The sequence below is a fragment of the Micromonospora sp. CPCC 206061 genome (genome assembly GCF_036906915.1).
In the GTDB taxonomy this organism is placed as follows: domain Bacteria; phylum Actinomycetota; class Actinomycetes; order Mycobacteriales; family Micromonosporaceae; genus Phytohabitans.
The window spans coordinates 142,584-157,291 of sequence record NZ_JBAKHX010000008.1 but is presented as its reverse complement, the minus strand read 5'-3'; the positions used below and the strand labels follow the sequence as shown (position 1 = coordinate 157,291).

The following is a 14,708-nucleotide window of genomic DNA, read 5'->3' as shown; positions in this document are numbered from 1 at the left end:
GGCGCTCGCTCCGCTCGCGCGGGTCATGCGCCTTTTGTGCCTCCCTGTAGCCGCCAGTCGCTCTGGTCGCTGCAATCCTGGCCCGCGCTGCGCGCGGGCGGCTCGGGCGCTGGAATCCGCCCTGTAGCCGCCAGTCGCTGCGGTCGCTGCGCTCCCTCCGCTTTGTGGCTGCTGCGGGCGGCGCACCCTCACAGCTCCCTGCGCTTGGTGGCGGCTGCGGGAGGCGGCGCATGACCGAACAGACCAGCGACATCACCGCAGGTCCCGGCGGTGTGATGACCGACGAGGTCGGGGTCGTCACCGGCGAGCTGACGCTGCGCACCGAGCTGTCCGAGGGGCAGGTCACCCTCCGTGTCCAGTACAAGGACGCGGACGAGTGGTACGTGGTGACCGGCGGCCGTGCGACGTTGAAAGACGAGGCCGACCTCGCCGCGGTACACGCGATCGCGGTCGGCCTGCTCAACCGTCCCGAGGGCTAGAGCCCCCCGCTAGACGTACGATCCGGGCTCGCTCGGCGCCGACACCACGCCGGGCGTCTCGCCCTCGTCAGCTGGCCGGACCAGCTCGACGCGCACGTCGTGCGGGCGTAGCTCGCCGGACTGGATCTGCTCGGCCCAGTGGCACGCCACCCGTGTGCCGCCGACGTCGCGCAGCACCGGCCGCTCGTCGGCACAGCGGGTCGGCTGCGCCCACGGGCACCGGGTGTGAAAGCGGCACCCCGGCGGCGGGTTCGCCGGTGAGGGCAGGTCGCCGGCCAGCAGGATGCGTTCGCGGTGGTCTTCCACCTCCGGGTCGGGCACCGGCACCGCCGACATCAACGCCCGCGTGTACGGGTGCAGCGGCTCCCGGTACAGCCGGTCGCTGGGCGCCTCCTCGACGAGCGCACCGAGATACATGACGCCGACGGTGTCGGAGATGTGCCGCACCACTGCGAGGTCGTGCGCGATCACCAGGTAGGTCAGGCCCAGCTCTTCTTGAAGCTCGTCGAGCAGGTTGATGACCTGCGCCTGGATCGACACGTCGAGCGCGGAGACGGGCTCGTCGGCCACGATCAGCTCGGGCCCCAGCACCAGTGCCCGCGCGATGCCGATGCGCTGCCGCTGCCCACCGGAGAACTCATGCGGGTACCGGGACAGCGCCCACCGCGGCAGCCCCACCGCGTCCAGCGTCTTGTTGATGATCTTTCGCCGCTCGGTGCGGTTGGCGCCGATGCCGTGCGCCTGCAGGCCCTCCGTGAGGATCGACTCGACGTTCTGCCGCGGGTCCAGGCTGGACATCGGATCCTGAAAGATCATCTGCATCCTGCGGCGCATCTCGCGCATCCTGTTCGGCGGCAGCTTTGTCAGCTCGACGCCGTCGAAGCGCACCTCGCCCGACGTCGGGGGCGCGAGCTGCAGAATCGCTCGGCCAAGCGTCGACTTGCCGCACCCGGACTCGCCCACCAGCCCATACGTCTGACCACGCGGCACGGCGAGGTCGACGCCGTCGACGGCCTTGACGTACCCGACCACCCGGTCGAAGATGATGCCCCGGCTGATCGGGAAATGGACCTTGAGGTCGTGGACCTCCACCAGCGGCCCAGTTGGCTCAGTCACGGCTTCTCCTCGGGGCTCACCGGGTTGACGCAGCGGTACGAGTGACCCGTGTGGGTCGGCACCATCGCGGGCGGTTCCCCAACGCAGGCTTCGATCTGGCGATCGCACCGGGGTGCGAAGGCGCAGCCTTCCGACCACGGCAGCACGTCGCGGACCGAGCCGGGGATCGGCGTCAGCTTTTCGCCGCGCCCCACGTCGAGGCGCGGGATCGAGCGGAGCAAACCCACCGTGTACGGGTGGCGCGGTGCCGCGAAGAGTTCCTTGCGGCGAGCCGACTCGACGACCTTTCCGGCGTAGAGCACGTTGATCGTGTCGCACATGCCTGCCACCACACCGAGATCGTGAGTGATCATGATGAGGGCGGTGCCGGAGTCCCGTACCAAGTCCTTGAGCAGCTCGAGGATCTGAGCCTGGATGGTCACGTCGAGCGCCGTCGTGGGCTCGTCCGCGATCAACAGCCGTGGCTGGCAGGCCACGGCGATCGCGATCAGCACGCGCTGCCGCATGCCACCGGAAAGCTGATGGGGGTACTCCTTCAGCCGGCGCCGCGGGTCCGGGATGCCGACCCGATCGAGCAGCTGCGCCGCTTCCTTCCTGGCCGCGTCGCCGCTCATCCCCCGGTGCCGCACCAGTACCTCGGTCACCTGTATGCCGACCGGGATCACCGGGTTCAGCGAGGAGAGCGGGTCCTGGAAGATCATCGCGACGTCCTTGCCGCGGATGTCGCGCATGGATCGCTGATCCAGGGCGAGCAGGTCGGTGCCGTCGAAGTCCGCAGAGCCGCCGACGTGCGCGCCGCGCCGGGGCAGCAGTCCCATCAGGGCAAGCGACGTGACGCTCTTGCCACAGCCGGACTCTCCGACCAGGGCGACAACCTCGCCGGCGTCCACGGCGAACGACACGCCGTCAACCGCACGCACGGTGCGCTGGCCACGCCTCGAGAACGTGACACTTAGGTCCTCGACATCAAGAAGCGGCATCGCTTACTTCCTCAACTTGGGATCGAGGGCCTCGCGCATCGCCTCGCCGAGCAACGTGAAGCCGAACGCGGTGATGATGATGGCCACCGCCGGATAGATCGCGAGCGCTGGGCGGACGCCGAGATAGCGCTGCGCCTCGGCCAGCATGAGGCCCCACTCCGGCTGCCCGAGCACCTGGGTGCCAAGCCCCAGGAAGGAGAGCGCCGCGACCTCGATGATCGCGGTCGCCAGCGTCAGGGTGGCCTGGACGATCACCGGCGCAAGCGAGTTCGGGATGACGTGACTGATCGCTATCTTGCCGCGGCGTACCCCGAGCGAGGTCGCCGCGAGTACGTAGTCGCGGTTGGACTGCGCGATCATCGAGCCGCGCAGCAGTCGCGCGAAGATCGGCACCGACACCGCGCCGACGGCGATCATGACGGTGATCGGGCTCGGGCCGAGGATCGCCGCGATGCTCACCGCGAGCAGCAGGCTGGGCACCGACAGGAGCATGTCGACGAACCGCATCAGCACGTTGTCGACCCAGCGCCCCCGCCGGCCGCCTAGTCCGGCGGCCGCGCCGGAGATCCCGCCCAGCAGCACGCCGACCGTCAACCCGATGACGGTGGAGACGACGCCGACGATGAGCGTCTGCCGCGAACCCGCGATCAGCCGACTGAACTCGTCACGCCCCTGGTGGTCGTACCCGAGCCAGTGGTCACTCGACGGCCCGGGGATGATCCCGGAACCGGACCTGACGACGCCGTCCTGAACGCCGATGGGTGCGGCCGGGTCGTACGGAACGAGGAACGGCCCGACGATGGCGACGAGGACGAACAGGGCCAGGATCACCGCGCCCACGATGGCGGCGGGGTTGCGCCGCAGGCGGCGGAACGCGTCGCGCCACAGGCTGACGCCCTGCTCGTCGTCGCGGACGGCGGCCAGCTCGGCCAGCCGGTCCAGCTTGTCCTTCTTCTGTCCTGGTGCCAGCGTCATCGCACCCTCACCCTCGGGTCGATCAGGCTGTACGACACGTCGACGGCCAGGTTCACGAGCGTGAAGATCACCGCAATGAGCAGGATGAAGCCCTGCAGCACGGGATAGTCCCGGTTGCTGATGGCCTCGTAGAGGAACAAGCCGATCCCGCTGAAGCCGAACACCGTTTCGGTGAGCACCGCGCCGGACAGCAACAGCCCGGTGAGCAAACCGATCGAGGTGGCGACCGGCAGCATCGCGTTGCGCAGCACATGCCGTCGGCGTACCACTCGCTCGGTCAGGCCTTTCGCTTCGGCGGTGCGCACGAAGTCTTCGCCGAGCACCTCCAGGACACTGGCTCGGGTGATCCGCACGATGATCGCGAACGGGATGCTGGCCAACGCCAGGCCTGGCAGGATCAGATGCCAGATGGCGTCGGCGGCGGCGTCCCACTCCCGGGTTATCAGCCCGTCGAGCACGAAGAAGTTCGTGACGTGGGTGGCGCCGATGCCGGAGTCCTGCCGCCCGATGGCCGGGAACCAGCCGAGCCGCTCGGCGAAGATCGCCTTCAGCACGTACGCCAGGAAGAAGATCGGGATGCAGGTGCCGAGCAGCGATCCACCCACCGAGGCGTGGTCGAGCATCGAACCGTTGCGGCGGGCCGCCAGATAGCCGAGCGGGATGCCGACGCCGATCGCGATCACCATCGCGGTGATGGTCAGTTCGACCGTGCCTGGGAAGCGCTGCAGGAACTCGGTCGTCACTTCACGCTTCGTGGAGATCGAGGTGCCCAGGTCGAGCTGGAGAAGACGCTTCATGAAGCGCCCGTACTGGATCAACAGCGGCTCGTCGAGACCGAGGTTCCGCCGGATCTGGGCGCGCATCTCGGGCGTGCCCCGCTCGCCCAGGATGGCTGTCTCGGGGCCGCCCGGCAGGCGGTGTAGCCAGATGAACAGAAGGAGGGACAGCCCGAACAGTGTGGGAATCAGCTGTAACAGACGGCGGACGATGAATCGGAACACGGGCGCCTCGGCGGATGTTGGAGGGCCGCGTGGGCGGGTGCCCAGATCGTGGACACCCGCCCGCGCGTTCCTAACTATCTATATGTTTCAGGACTTGAACTCGGCCTTGGAGTACCGCTCGTCAGTCAACGGGCTGGCCACCACGCCGGTCACGTCCTTACCGAGGACAAGAGCCGGAGGAGAGTGCGAGATCGGCACACCGGGCAGGAAGTTCATGATGTCGGCGTTGAGCTCCTTGTAGAGCGCCGTCCGAGCCGCCAGGTCGGCCGTGCTGTCCGCCTTCTTGAACTTCTCGAACAGGGCCTGGTTGGTGAAGCCCCATTCGTCCTTGGGCCGGTCGAAGAACGTACCGATGAAGTTGTAGCCGTCGCCGTAGTCACCGGTCCAGCCGAGCATGTGCAGATCGTGCGCGCTGCCGGAGGTCGCGGCGTTCAGGTAGTCCGGGCTCCACTTCAGACCCTGGGTCTGCAGCTTGATGCCGACCGCCTGCAGGTCCGCCGCCATCAGCTCGAAGAGGTCCTTCGGGCTCGGCATGTACGGCCGGGTGACCTCGGTCGGGTAGAAGAACCTCAGGGTCAGGTTCGTCGCGCCCGCCTCGGCCAGCAGCGACTTGGCCTTCTCGACGTCGTAGTCGTACTTGGTGACCGAGTCGTTCCAGCCCTCCACCGTGGATGGCATGAACTGGGTGGCCACCTCGGCGCCCGGCGGGAGCTTGGAGTCGACGAGAGCCTTGCGGTTCAGCGCGTACGCGATCGCCTGCCGGACCCTGACGTCGGCCAGCTTCGGGTTCCCCTTCTGGTTGATCGCCAGGTAGAGGATGTTGAACGCCGGGCGGGTCAGCACGTTGAAGCCCTCGCCCTTGAGCGGCTCGACGTCAGCCGGACCGACCAGGTCGTACCCCTGGATGTCACCGGAACGCAGCGCCTGCTTGCGGGCGTTCTCGTCGGAGATCGTGCGGAAGACGAGCGTCTTCAGCTTGGCCTTGTCGCCCCAGTAGTCGTCGTTACGCTCGATCGTCAGCGTCTTGTCCGCCACGTTCCAGGACTTGAACTTGAACGGACCCGTACCCGTCGGGTGCTCCATCGCGTACGTGGGGTACTTGATGTCGTCGGCGCTGCCCGTGACGTTGCTGGCCTGGTACTGCTCCAGGGCCTTCGGGCTGTGCATCGAGAACGACGGCAGCATCAGAGCGGCCGGGATCTTGCTGGAGACCCGGGTGAACGCCAAGTCGACGGTGGTCGCATCCTTCGCCGTGCACGACTTGAACAGGCTCGGCGGCAGTTCGGCGTCTTCGTTCTTGGCGAAGCCGCCCATGATGTCCTGCCAGTACGCCGTGACGTCCGGGCTCTGCATCAGGCCCGTGGAGTTGTACCAGCGGTTGAAGTTCACGCAGACAGCCTCGGCGTTGAACTCCGTGCCGTCGTGGAACTTCACACCGGAACGCAGCTTGAACGTCCAGATCGTGCCGGTGGAGTCGGGCGTCCAGCTCTCGGCCAGGCCGGGCGAGACCTTCGTGCCGCCCTCCTCGGGGCGCACCAGGGTCTCGAAGACCTGCCGCGCCACGCGCAGCGACTCGCCGTCGCTGGCGAGGCTGGGGTCGAGCACCTTGGGGTCACCAGCCACACCGAAGACCAACGTGTCCTTGGTGCTCTGGCCAGAACCCCCGTCACGCTCGCTTTCGGCGCAGCCGGCTACCGCAAGTGTGGCGACCGCAACGGCCGCGATAGCGACCTTCGGCCTTGATGCACGCATGGTGCTTCACCTCGTCCTGTGGGTACGGACATCCGCGGTGACAGAGGTCACCTGTGGCGAGACCTTATCTGCCCCTCTTACTGGCCGGAAACGGGCCGATAAGGGGTTGGTACCGGATCGTGTCCTAGTCGCCACCGTCCACGATCAGTCGTGCGTGCGGACGAGGTCAAACGGGTCGTTTGTCCAGATTTAGTCGATGCCAAGTTGTTACATGAAAAGCGCGTTTCACGGCGGGTCTGTCAGACCGCCCGCCGCCCTTCGAAGGCCCTGCCGAGCGTTATCTCGTCGGCGTACTCGAGGTCGCCGCCCACCGGAAGACCGCTCGCCAACCGCGTCACCGAGATCCCCATCGGCTTGACCATCAACGCGATGTACGTCGCCGTCGCCTCACCCTCGGTATTGGGGTCGGTGGCGAGGATCAGCTCCTTCACCGTGCCCTCGCCGAGCCGAACCATCAGCTCGCGAATGCGCAGGTTGTCAGGCCCGACGCCCTCCAACGGATTGATCGCCCCGCCGAGCACGTGGTAGCGCCCCCGGAACTCGCCGGTGCGCTCGATCGCCACCACGTCCTTGGGCTCCTCGACCACGCACAGCACCTCGCCGCTGCGGCGCGGGTCCCGGCAGATGCGGCACTGCTCCGACTCGGCCACGTTGTGGCAGATCGCGCAGAACCGCACCAGCTCCTTGACCTTGCGCAGCGCAGTGGCCAACCGGGCCACGTCGGCCGGGTCGGCGGAGAGGATGTGGAATGCGATCCGCTGAGCGCTCTTCGGGCCCACGCCCGGCAGCCGACCCAGCTCGTCGATCAGATCCTGGATCGCCCCTTCGTACATCGAGGGTCGCTCAGAAACCAGGCAGGCCGAGGCCGCCCATGCCACCGGTGACCGGACCCATCTTCTCCTCGGTCAGCTTGCGCACCCCGTCGTTCGCGTTGTGCACCGCCGCCAGCACCAGGTCTTCGAGGGTCTCGACGTCGTCCGGGTCGACCGCCTTCGGGTCGATCTTCACGGACTTGACCTCACCGGAGCCGGAGATCGTCACCGTGACCAGGCCACCCCCGGCCGTGCCGGTCACCTCGGCCTCGGCCAGCTCGGCCTGTGCCTCGGCGAGCTGCTGCTGCATTTTCTGCGCCTGCTTCATGAGCTGTTGCAGGTTGGGCTGTCCACCGGGGCGCATCGCCGTCTCCTCCGTATCCGTTACCGCTGCCCAGCCTAGTCTCGGCCGCGGATTCCGCCGTTCAGGCCAGGCCGCCCTAGACCTCGCCGATCTTCTCCGCGCCGAACGTCTGCTGCAGCAGCTGCATCGCCTGCTGCTCGCTGCTCTGGCGAGCGGTGCGCTCGTCGACCACCTCGTCGGTCGGCTCGTCTCCCGGATCGAATCCTTCGTAGACGGTGGCGTTGGCAGCCGCGGCGGCCGTTGCCTGCTGCTTTCCGGCGGGACCGTCGTAGTCAGGATCCCAGGGCGGCTCGCCCGCCCAGTCGCTGTCGGCCGTCTTGACGGCCGACTTCGGCGCCTTCTGCGGTGCGGCGGCCATGGGTGCCTTGGGCTGGGCCGGCGGGGCCGGCGGGGACGCCGCTGACCCGCCAAGGCGTGCCGGCTCCGGCCAATCGTCTTCCCTTGCCATGGCAGGGCTCGCCTGAGGCTTCTGGGCAGGCGCGGGTGCTGCTTTTCTCGCGGGCGGCGCTGGGGGCTTCGCGGGCGGCGCCGACGTCGGTGCGGGGGCGCGCTGGTCGCCGGAGACCTCGCAGCGGAACTCCCACCGCTCGCCGAAAACCTCGTACGCCGCGTCGGCGAGCACCGCCGCTTCCTTGGACACCATCTGCGCGTGCACCGGGTACTGGAAGGTCAGCACCACCGCGCCGCCGTCGAGGTCGCGCACGGTCGCGTTGCGGAGCAAGGCCGCGATCCGCTTGTTGCGGTGGTTGACCATGTCGAGCACGTCGCTCCACGACCGCCGGAGCGCGGCGGCGTCGAGCTGGCCAGGAGGGCTGCTGCCGGGCCGCTCGGGCTCCGGCGTGGCCGGGTCAGGCATGACCGCTTCCTGAGGCGGGGTGCGGCGCGGCGCTTCCGGGGCGGGGGCGGCGGCCGGTAGCTCCGCTGCCGGCTCCGGCTCCGGCACCGCCGGTCGCGACGGTGGAGGCGGTGGGGGTGGGGTCGCCATCGGTACAGGTGATTCGCCGCCCGCCGCGAGCCGGCGCTCCATGATCTCCAGCCGTTGGAGGAGCGCGCCGCCGCCCGGATCGGCACCCGGCAGCAACATGCGGGCGGTGATGAGCTCCAGCAGCAGCCGCGGCGCGGTCGTGCCGCGCATCTCGACCAGGCCATTGTGGACAATGTCGGCGCAACGCGAGAGGGTCGCCTGCCCCAGCCGCTGCGACTGGCCCACCATCCGCTCCACCTGGTCGGACGGCCCGTCGATCAGACCCTTGGACACCGCGTCAGGCACCTGCTGCAGGACGATCAGATCACGCAGCCGCTCAAGCAGATCCGACGCGAACCGCCGCGAATCATGGCCAGCCTCGGCCACCCGGTCGATCGTCGCGTACGCCGCCGCGCCGTCGCCGGCAGCCAGCGCGTCGCACATCTCGTCGATCAGCGCCACATCCGTGACGCCCAGCAGCGACACCGCCCGCGCGTAGGTGACTCCCTCCGGGCCAGCACCCGCGATGAGCTGGTCGAGCACCGACAGCGAGTCTCGCGCACTGCCCCCACCGGCACGCACCACCAGCGGGAACACCGCCGACTCAACCTTGGCCCCCTCGGCCGAACAGAGCTGCTCCAGGTATGGCCGGAGCACCCCGGGCGGAATCAGCCGGAAGGGGTAATGGTGCGTGCGCGACTTGATCGTGCCGAGCACCTTCTCCGGCTCGGTGGTCGCGAAGATGAACTTGACGTAGTCGGGCGGCTCCTCGACCAGCTTGAGCAGCGCGTTGAAGCCCGCCGACGAGACCATGTGCGCCTCGTCGATGACATAGATTTTGTATCGACTGGTGGCTGGCGCGAAGAACGCCCGCTCCCGCAGCTCACGGGCATCATCGACACCACCATGGCTGGCCGCGTCGATCTCGATGACGTCGATCGAGCCGGCGCCGTCGGTCGCCAACGACTTGCACGAGTCACACTTGCCGCACGGCTCGGGCGTCGGCCCCTGCTCACAGTTGAGCGAGCGGGCCAGGATGCGGGCGCTGCTCGTCTTGCCGCAGCCACGCGGGCCCGAGAAGAGGTAGGCATGGTTCAACCGGCCGCTGCGCAGCGCCTGCGACAGCGGCTCAGTGACGTGCTCCTGGCCGATGACCTCGGCAAACGTGCGGGGCCGGTACTTGCGGTAGAGCGCCAGTGCCACTCTCGCCGCCTCCTCTCGACCGCGCCATTCTCCTCGGCTGCTCGGCACGTTGCCACCGGGGTGTGACACAAAGAGGCCCCCCGTGCACCCGTCAGAGCCCGCTTATCCTTGCTGCCTTCCGGCCCTGGGGAGGTTCACGAGGTGTACGCCGCACGAGGGGCGCCACCTACTGTACCGGTAGCTCCTGTCGCATACCCCGCCGGGCGTACCTGTATCGTGTCCCGCGGAGGATTCGCCTAGAGGCCTAGGGCGCACGCTTGGAAAGCGTGTTGGGGGAGACCCCTCACGAGTTCGAATCTCGTATCCTCCGCTCAGCAGGGCGACGGCCCGGCTCCCCCGTGGAGCCGGGCCGTCGCCGCCTCATCCTCTCGTACACATGTGCTATCCACAACCTGTGGACACAGAAGAACGCCCGGGGCGAACCCCGGGCGTTTCTGGTCACAGCGAGCGGTGGCGGCGGGATTTGAACCCGCGGAGGGCTTGCACCCTCACACGCTTTCGAGGCGTGCTCCTTAGGCCACTCGGACACACCACCGCCGAGTAGGGTACCCGACCGCCGGGGGCGCGGTCGTGGCGGTATGCCGCCTGGCAGGATCGAGCCCATGAGCACGCACATCGGCGCCCAGCCGGGCGAGATCGCCGACAGGGTCCTGCTGCCGGGTGACCCCCTTCGGGCGAAGTGGATCGCGGAGACCTACCTCGAGGACGCCAAGTGCTACTCGACGGTGCGCAATATGTTCGGCTTCACCGGGACGTACCACGGGGTGCGGGTCTCGGTGCAGGGCACCGGCATGGGCATGCCGTCGGCGTCGATCTACAGCCACGAGCTGATCAACGACTACGGGGTGAAGACGCTGATCCGGGTCGGGTCGTGCGGGGCGCTCAGCGAGTCGATCAAGCTGCGAGACGTGATCGCGGCGATCGGGTCTTCGACCGATTCGAACATGAACCGGATGCGGTTCGACGGGCTGATCGACTACGCGCCGGTGGCGGACTTCGGGCTGTTGCGGAAGTCGGTGGAGGTGGCCGAGTCGCGGGGCATCCCGATGCACGTCGGCCCGATCCTGGCGGCGGACGCGTTCTACACGGACCGGCCCGACCTGTACGACACTCTGGCCGACTATGGCGTGCTGGCGGTGGAGATGGAGTCGGCGGCGCTGTACACGATCGCGGCTCGGTTCAAGGCGCGCGCTCTCACCATTCTGACGGTCAGCGACCACATCAAGACCGGCGAGCACACGACGGCGCAGGAGCGGGAGCAGACCTTCGGCCAGATGGTCGAGATCGCCCTCGACACAGTGATCGCCTAACCCCTGGCGCAGGTTATCCACAGCCTGTACACCCTTATCCACAGGGGTGTGCACAACCAACCGCCGGGCCAGGCCCGCGGTCGGCGCCGACCGGCTCATCGATCGAGGAGATCTGCACCGATCAAGGGCAAACGCACGTGGAAAAGAGATCCAACCACGTGCATTTGCCCTTGATCGACGGAAGCCAGCCCCCAGCGGCGCGGGCCCAGCGGCGCGGGCCAGGGCGGGTTTAGGGGGAGGACAAGGCTTCCGTTGGGGACAGGCGGGCGGCGCGGAGGGCCGGGTACAAACCGGCCAAAGCGCCGATCAGCAGCGTCGCCGCCACGCCGCCGGCCATGGCCCATACCGGCACGACCGTCGGCCAGTGCTGGGTTGACGCGTATACAGCCGTGACGCCTATCCCCAGCAACACGCCGCCCAGGCCGCCGAGCGCGGACAGCAACAGTGACTCGGCCAGGAACTGCACGCGTATCTGGCCTCGCGTCGCCCCGAGCGAGCGCCGCAGACCGATCTCCGGCCGGCGCTCCAGCACCGAGATGACCATGGTGTTGGCGACGCCGACGCCGCCGACCAGCAGCGCGACCGCTCCCAGGCCGAGCAGCAGCCCGCCCAGGGTTTCGTCGGTCGCCTGCTTGGCGGCCAGCGCGTCCGAGGGGCGGGACACCTGGACTTCGTTGGGGCTCTCGGGGTTCGCCGTGGCGGCCAGTACCGCCTGAACCGCCTCGACGGAGGTCTCCGCGGCCCGGGTGTAGACGGTCGTGGCGTATCCGTCGAAGCCCAGCAGCGCCCCGGCGACGGGCCAGCCGATGAGCGCGGCGGTGTCGAGCTCTTCGGCCAGTGGCACAGGATGCAGGATGCCGACGACGGTGAACCATTGACCGCCGAGCCAGACCTGGACCTCGGGGCCGGCAAGGCTGACGCCGAGCCGGTCGGCGGCCACCGAGCCGAGGACCACGGCTGGATACTCGGCGGTGGCCTCGTTGAGCCAGGTGCCGCTGGCGATGGTGGCGCCGACGGTGGCGGGCAGGTCAGTGCGCGCGGCGCGTACCCCGATTCCGCCGGACTGGCTGGTCGGGATGTGCTCGTTGCGGTACACCTTGGCGTCCACGTTTCCGGTGGCGCTGACCGACTCGACCGGCCCGATGCGCCCGATCATGCCGACCGCTTCGGTGGGCAGGTGGCTGTCTTCGCCGAAGAAGCTCTGGCCGGGGCCGACCGTCAGCAGGTTGGTGCCGAGCCGTTCGAGGGTGCGGTCGAGTTCCGCTCGGGACGAGGTGGAGATGCCAACCACGGCGACCATCGCGGCGATGCCGATCGCGATGCCGAGGGCGGAGAGGAACACCCGCAGCGGGCGGCTGCGCAGTCCCGCCCCGCCGACCCGCACCACGTCGCGGGGGGTAAGGCGGGCCGGCGTGAGCGGCGGACGGGAAAGGTCGATCACCGTCGCACCACCACCTGACCGTCGCGCATCTCGACCTGCCGGGGCAGCGACGCGGCGATATCACGGTCGTGGGTGATGACCACGATCGTCGTACCGGCGGCGTGCAGCTCGCGTAGCAGTGCAAGCACGGCACCGCCGGAGGCCGAGTCGAGGTTGCCTGTCGGCTCGTCGGCGAGCAGCAATGGCGGGTCGCCGACGACCGCCCGCGCGATGGCCACCCGCTGCCGTTCGCCGCCGGACATCTCGTGCGGCTCGTGGTCGACCCGGTGCCCGAGCCCCACCCGCTCCAGGGCCGCCAGGGCCCGCCGGCGCCGCTCGGCGAGGGCGACGCCGGCGTACAGCAGGCCGTCGGCCACGTTGTCGAGCGCGGATACGCCAGCAGCCAGGTGGAACTGCTGGAAGACGAACCCGATGGTGCGGGCCCGCAGAGCGGACAGCTCCCGGTCGGACAGCTCGGCGACGTCGTACCCGTCGATCAGCACGGACCCGGACGATGGCCGGTCGAGCGTGCCGATCAGGTGCAGCATGGTGGATTTCCCGGATCCTGACGGGCCGACGATGCCGACCAGTTCGCCGTGCGCGATCCGCATCGAGACGCGGCTCAACGCGGCGACGCCGCCCGGGTACACCTTGGACACGTGCTCAAGGGCGACGATCATTTCGGTACTCCAACCACCGCACCGTCGGCGATGCCGGCACCGGAGATCTCGACCTTCCCCCCGGCGAACATCCCGGTCTCCACCGCCACGTACCGGCTGGTGTCGCCCTCGACGACCTGCACGCCGTACCCGCCCTCGGCGAGCGCGACGAGCGCGCTGACCGGTACGGCGAGGACGTCCTTGCGCTGGTTGGACTGGAGGATCACGTCGACCGGGGCCGCGTCGAGCGTGCCGAGCGCCTTCTGGTCCTTCACGGTCACGGTGACGTCGATCGTGGTGACCTGGTCGTTGTCGCCGCCTGTCGTGGTGGCGACGGTGCCGACGCTCGACACCGTGCCGGCCACGCTGGTGCCGGCGGGCAGTTCGACGGTCGCCGCGACTCCCTTCTTGACCAGTTGCTGCTTGTCGACCTCCAGGTCGACGGTAACGAGCCGGGTGGTGCCGGTGTAGGTGAGCACGGGCCCGTTGGCCGGGTCACCGCTCGCGAGCTTGTGCTCGGCGACCCGCACCTCGCCGGCGGCCACGACGACCTGTTCGACCGGCACCGTGCCGGTCTCGGGTAGGCCGAGGTCTTCCTGCCACTCGGAGACCGCGTCGGCGGTCGCGGACGTGTACTCGTCGTCCACTGTGAACCCGTCGTATCCGAGAGCGGATAGGTTCTTCTCCAGCAGCGACACGTCGGTGCCGGTGTCGCCGGGCGAGAGCGTGCGGTAGAGCGGAGCCGAGCCGTACAACAGCACGACCGGGTCTTCGTCCACTTCGTACAGTTTCTTGCCACGCGCGACCCGCGACCCGGTGGCCGGCAGCCACGTGATCGTGCCGCCGCTGCCTCGCGCCTTCACGGTCGTCGCGTCGCCGTACCCAAGCGTCCCCTCCACGGTCTCGGTCTGGATGAGTGTCGTCCGGGTGACCGTCGCGGTGGCGGGCGGCGCGCTGCTGCGTACCGGCTCCTGCGCGTCCGCCCCGCCGACGCCGACGGCCGCCGCGGCGCCGGCAGCGACCACCAGCGCCGCGCCGCCGAATCCGAAGGCCGTCTGCCGGCTTCGCCGGCGAGGCCGGCGCGGCGCCTCCGGGAGTATCTGATCGCTCATGCGCCGCCTCCGGGGCCACGGAACGTGAACTTGTCCTGGCACGCCTCCATCGCCGCCCGGAACTTCGGGTCATCCGGGTCGATCTGCGACTGGCCGCCGAACATGAAACCGCCGCCGTTGGCCTCCGGATCGGGGACGTCGATCCCGTTGTCGCGCATGCACTGCGCCCACTGCCGGAGCTGTTCCTGCTGTGCCGCGTCGAGTTCGGGCCGCTCGCCGCCGTTCGGCGCCAGCGACCGGCAGGCGTCGAACGCCTTCCGCCAGGTGTCGGTGTTGATGCTGCCCCGGTCGAGCTGGCCACGCGGAATCTGGCCGTTCGCGTCCGGGTCCGGGAAGTCGGGTATGCCGTTGTCGCGCATGCACTGCGCGTACTTCCGGTTCTGGTCGGGGTCGGTGGTACCCGGGCTGGCGCTGGCCGTCGGGCTCGCCTTGCTACCGGTCGCGCTGGCGATCTCGTCGTCGCCGGAGGTCGGGCTTCCGCAACCGGCGACCGCGAGCGCGAGCAGCGCGGTGGCGATCTTCACTCTGAACATCGATCGCTCTCCTTCGCTGGACTCTGTC

Annotated in this window: 13 protein-coding genes, 2 tRNA genes, 1 other RNA gene and 1 pseudogene; 3 read left to right on the top strand and 14 right to left on the bottom strand. The window is 68.9% G+C overall.

Going from position 1 to position 14,708, the window contains the following annotated elements:
* Nucleotides 1–167: 167 nt before the first annotated feature.
* A pseudogene (locus tag V6V89_RS09610) lies at nt 168–479 on the top strand (hypothetical protein); the annotation flags it as partial.
* A 9-nt stretch (nt 480–488) separates the two neighbouring features.
* Here V6V89_RS09610 and V6V89_RS09605 read toward each other — a convergent pair.
* The 9 genes from V6V89_RS09605 to ffs form a co-directional block, all read right to left on the bottom strand.
* Nucleotides 489–1,595, bottom strand: a complete 1,107-nt coding sequence (locus V6V89_RS09605; protein ID WP_334618648.1) for an ABC transporter ATP-binding protein — start codon at nt 1,593–1,595, stop codon at nt 489–491.
* Complete coding sequence (locus tag V6V89_RS09600; protein ID WP_334618647.1) at nt 1,592–2,575, bottom strand: ABC transporter ATP-binding protein; 984 nt, start codon at nt 2,573–2,575, stop codon at nt 1,592–1,594. Before V6V89_RS09600 ends, V6V89_RS09605 begins: the two co-directional genes overlap by 4 nt.
* A gap of 3 nt (nt 2,576–2,578) precedes the next feature.
* On the bottom strand, nt 2,579–3,550 hold the full coding sequence (locus V6V89_RS09595) for an ABC transporter permease (protein WP_334618646.1): 972 nt from the start codon (nt 3,548–3,550) through the stop codon (nt 2,579–2,581).
* Nucleotides 3,547–4,551: an ABC transporter permease gene (locus tag V6V89_RS09590; protein WP_334618645.1), complete on the bottom strand. Its 1,005-nt coding sequence runs from the start codon at nt 4,549–4,551 to the stop codon at nt 3,547–3,549. The genes V6V89_RS09595 and V6V89_RS09590 overlap by 4 nt, the downstream gene beginning before the upstream one ends.
* A gap of 87 nt (nt 4,552–4,638) precedes the next feature.
* The gene (locus tag V6V89_RS09585; RefSeq protein WP_334618644.1) at nt 4,639–6,303 is read right to left on the bottom strand and encodes an ABC transporter substrate-binding protein; all 1,665 of its coding nucleotides are present in this window, start codon (nt 6,301–6,303) and stop codon (nt 4,639–4,641) included.
* Between the two features lie 239 nt (nt 6,304–6,542).
* On the bottom strand, nt 6,543–7,136 hold the full coding sequence (gene recR, locus V6V89_RS09580) for a recombination mediator RecR (RefSeq protein ID WP_334618643.1): 594 nt from the start codon (nt 7,134–7,136) through the stop codon (nt 6,543–6,545).
* A gap of 10 nt (nt 7,137–7,146) precedes the next feature.
* The gene (locus V6V89_RS09575; RefSeq protein ID WP_334618641.1) at nt 7,147–7,479 is read right to left on the bottom strand and encodes a YbaB/EbfC family nucleoid-associated protein; all 333 of its coding nucleotides are present in this window, start codon (nt 7,477–7,479) and stop codon (nt 7,147–7,149) included.
* Between the two features lie 76 nt (nt 7,480–7,555).
* Nucleotides 7,556–9,646, bottom strand: a complete 2,091-nt coding sequence (locus tag V6V89_RS09570; protein ID WP_334618640.1) for a DNA polymerase III subunit gamma and tau — start codon at nt 9,644–9,646, stop codon at nt 7,556–7,558.
* Between the two features lie 69 nt (nt 9,647–9,715).
* An RNA gene (gene ffs / locus V6V89_RS09565) (signal recognition particle sRNA small type) lies at nt 9,716–9,810 on the bottom strand.
* Between the two features lie 61 nt (nt 9,811–9,871).
* On the opposite strand from ffs, the gene V6V89_RS09560 reads away from it, so the two are divergent.
* Nucleotides 9,872–9,956 (top strand) — tRNA-Ser (locus V6V89_RS09560).
* A 138-nt stretch (nt 9,957–10,094) separates the two neighbouring features.
* Here V6V89_RS09560 and V6V89_RS09555 read toward each other — a convergent pair.
* A tRNA-Ser gene (locus V6V89_RS09555) sits at nt 10,095–10,181 on the bottom strand.
* Nucleotides 10,182–10,248: 67 nt separating this feature from the next.
* Between V6V89_RS09555 and deoD the strand changes: the two genes are divergently transcribed.
* The gene (gene deoD, locus V6V89_RS09550) at nt 10,249–10,956 is read left to right on the top strand and encodes a purine-nucleoside phosphorylase (protein ID WP_334618639.1); all 708 of its coding nucleotides are present in this window, start codon (nt 10,249–10,251) and stop codon (nt 10,954–10,956) included.
* A 229-nt stretch (nt 10,957–11,185) separates the two neighbouring features.
* Here the strand turns inward: deoD and V6V89_RS09545 are convergent, their stop codons facing one another.
* Genes V6V89_RS09545 through V6V89_RS09530 form a run of 4 tightly spaced genes read right to left on the bottom strand, consistent with a single transcriptional unit; the run spans nt 11,186 to nt 14,680 of the window.
* A complete protein-coding gene (locus tag V6V89_RS09545; RefSeq protein WP_334618638.1) occupies nt 11,186–12,397 on the bottom strand; it encodes an ABC transporter permease in 1,212 nt (403 codons plus the stop codon).
* A complete protein-coding gene (locus V6V89_RS09540; protein WP_442935106.1) occupies nt 12,394–13,056 on the bottom strand; it encodes an ABC transporter ATP-binding protein in 663 nt (220 codons plus the stop codon). Before V6V89_RS09540 ends, V6V89_RS09545 begins: the two co-directional genes overlap by 4 nt.
* Nucleotides 13,053–14,147, bottom strand: coding sequence for a peptidoglycan-binding domain-containing protein (locus V6V89_RS09535; protein WP_334618637.1), 1,095 nt, complete (start codon nt 14,145–14,147; stop codon nt 13,053–13,055). Before V6V89_RS09535 ends, V6V89_RS09540 begins: the two co-directional genes overlap by 4 nt.
* The gene (locus tag V6V89_RS09530) at nt 14,144–14,680 is read right to left on the bottom strand and encodes a hypothetical protein (RefSeq protein ID WP_334618636.1); all 537 of its coding nucleotides are present in this window, start codon (nt 14,678–14,680) and stop codon (nt 14,144–14,146) included. The genes V6V89_RS09535 and V6V89_RS09530 overlap by 4 nt, the downstream gene beginning before the upstream one ends.
* Nucleotides 14,681–14,708 lie beyond the last annotated feature (28 nt).

Coding starts and splice junctions, on each gene's coding strand:
- V6V89_RS09535 (WP_334618637.1), bottom strand. CDS start 14,147: ATGAGCGATCAGATACTCCCGGAGGCGCCGCGCCGGCCTCGCCGGCGA.
- V6V89_RS09530 (WP_334618636.1), bottom strand. CDS start 14,680: ATGTTCAGAGTGAAGATCGCCACCGCGCTGCTCGCGCTCGCGGTCGCC.
- V6V89_RS09575 (WP_334618641.1), bottom strand. CDS start 7,479: ATGCGCCCCGGTGGACAGCCCAACCTGCAACAGCTCATGAAGCAGGCG.
- V6V89_RS09540 (WP_442935106.1), bottom strand. CDS start 13,056: ATGATCGTCGCCCTTGAGCACGTGTCCAAGGTGTACCCGGGCGGCGTC.
- V6V89_RS09585 (WP_334618644.1), bottom strand. CDS start 6,303: ATGCGTGCATCAAGGCCGAAGGTCGCTATCGCGGCCGTTGCGGTCGCC.
- V6V89_RS09595 (WP_334618646.1), bottom strand. CDS start 3,550: ATGACGCTGGCACCAGGACAGAAGAAGGACAAGCTGGACCGGCTGGCC.
- V6V89_RS09600 (WP_334618647.1), bottom strand. CDS start 2,575: ATGCCGCTTCTTGATGTCGAGGACCTAAGTGTCACGTTCTCGAGGCGT.
- recR (WP_334618643.1), bottom strand. CDS start 7,136: ATGTACGAAGGGGCGATCCAGGATCTGATCGACGAGCTGGGTCGGCTG.
- deoD (WP_334618639.1), top strand. CDS start 10,249: ATGAGCACGCACATCGGCGCCCAGCCGGGCGAGATCGCCGACAGGGTC.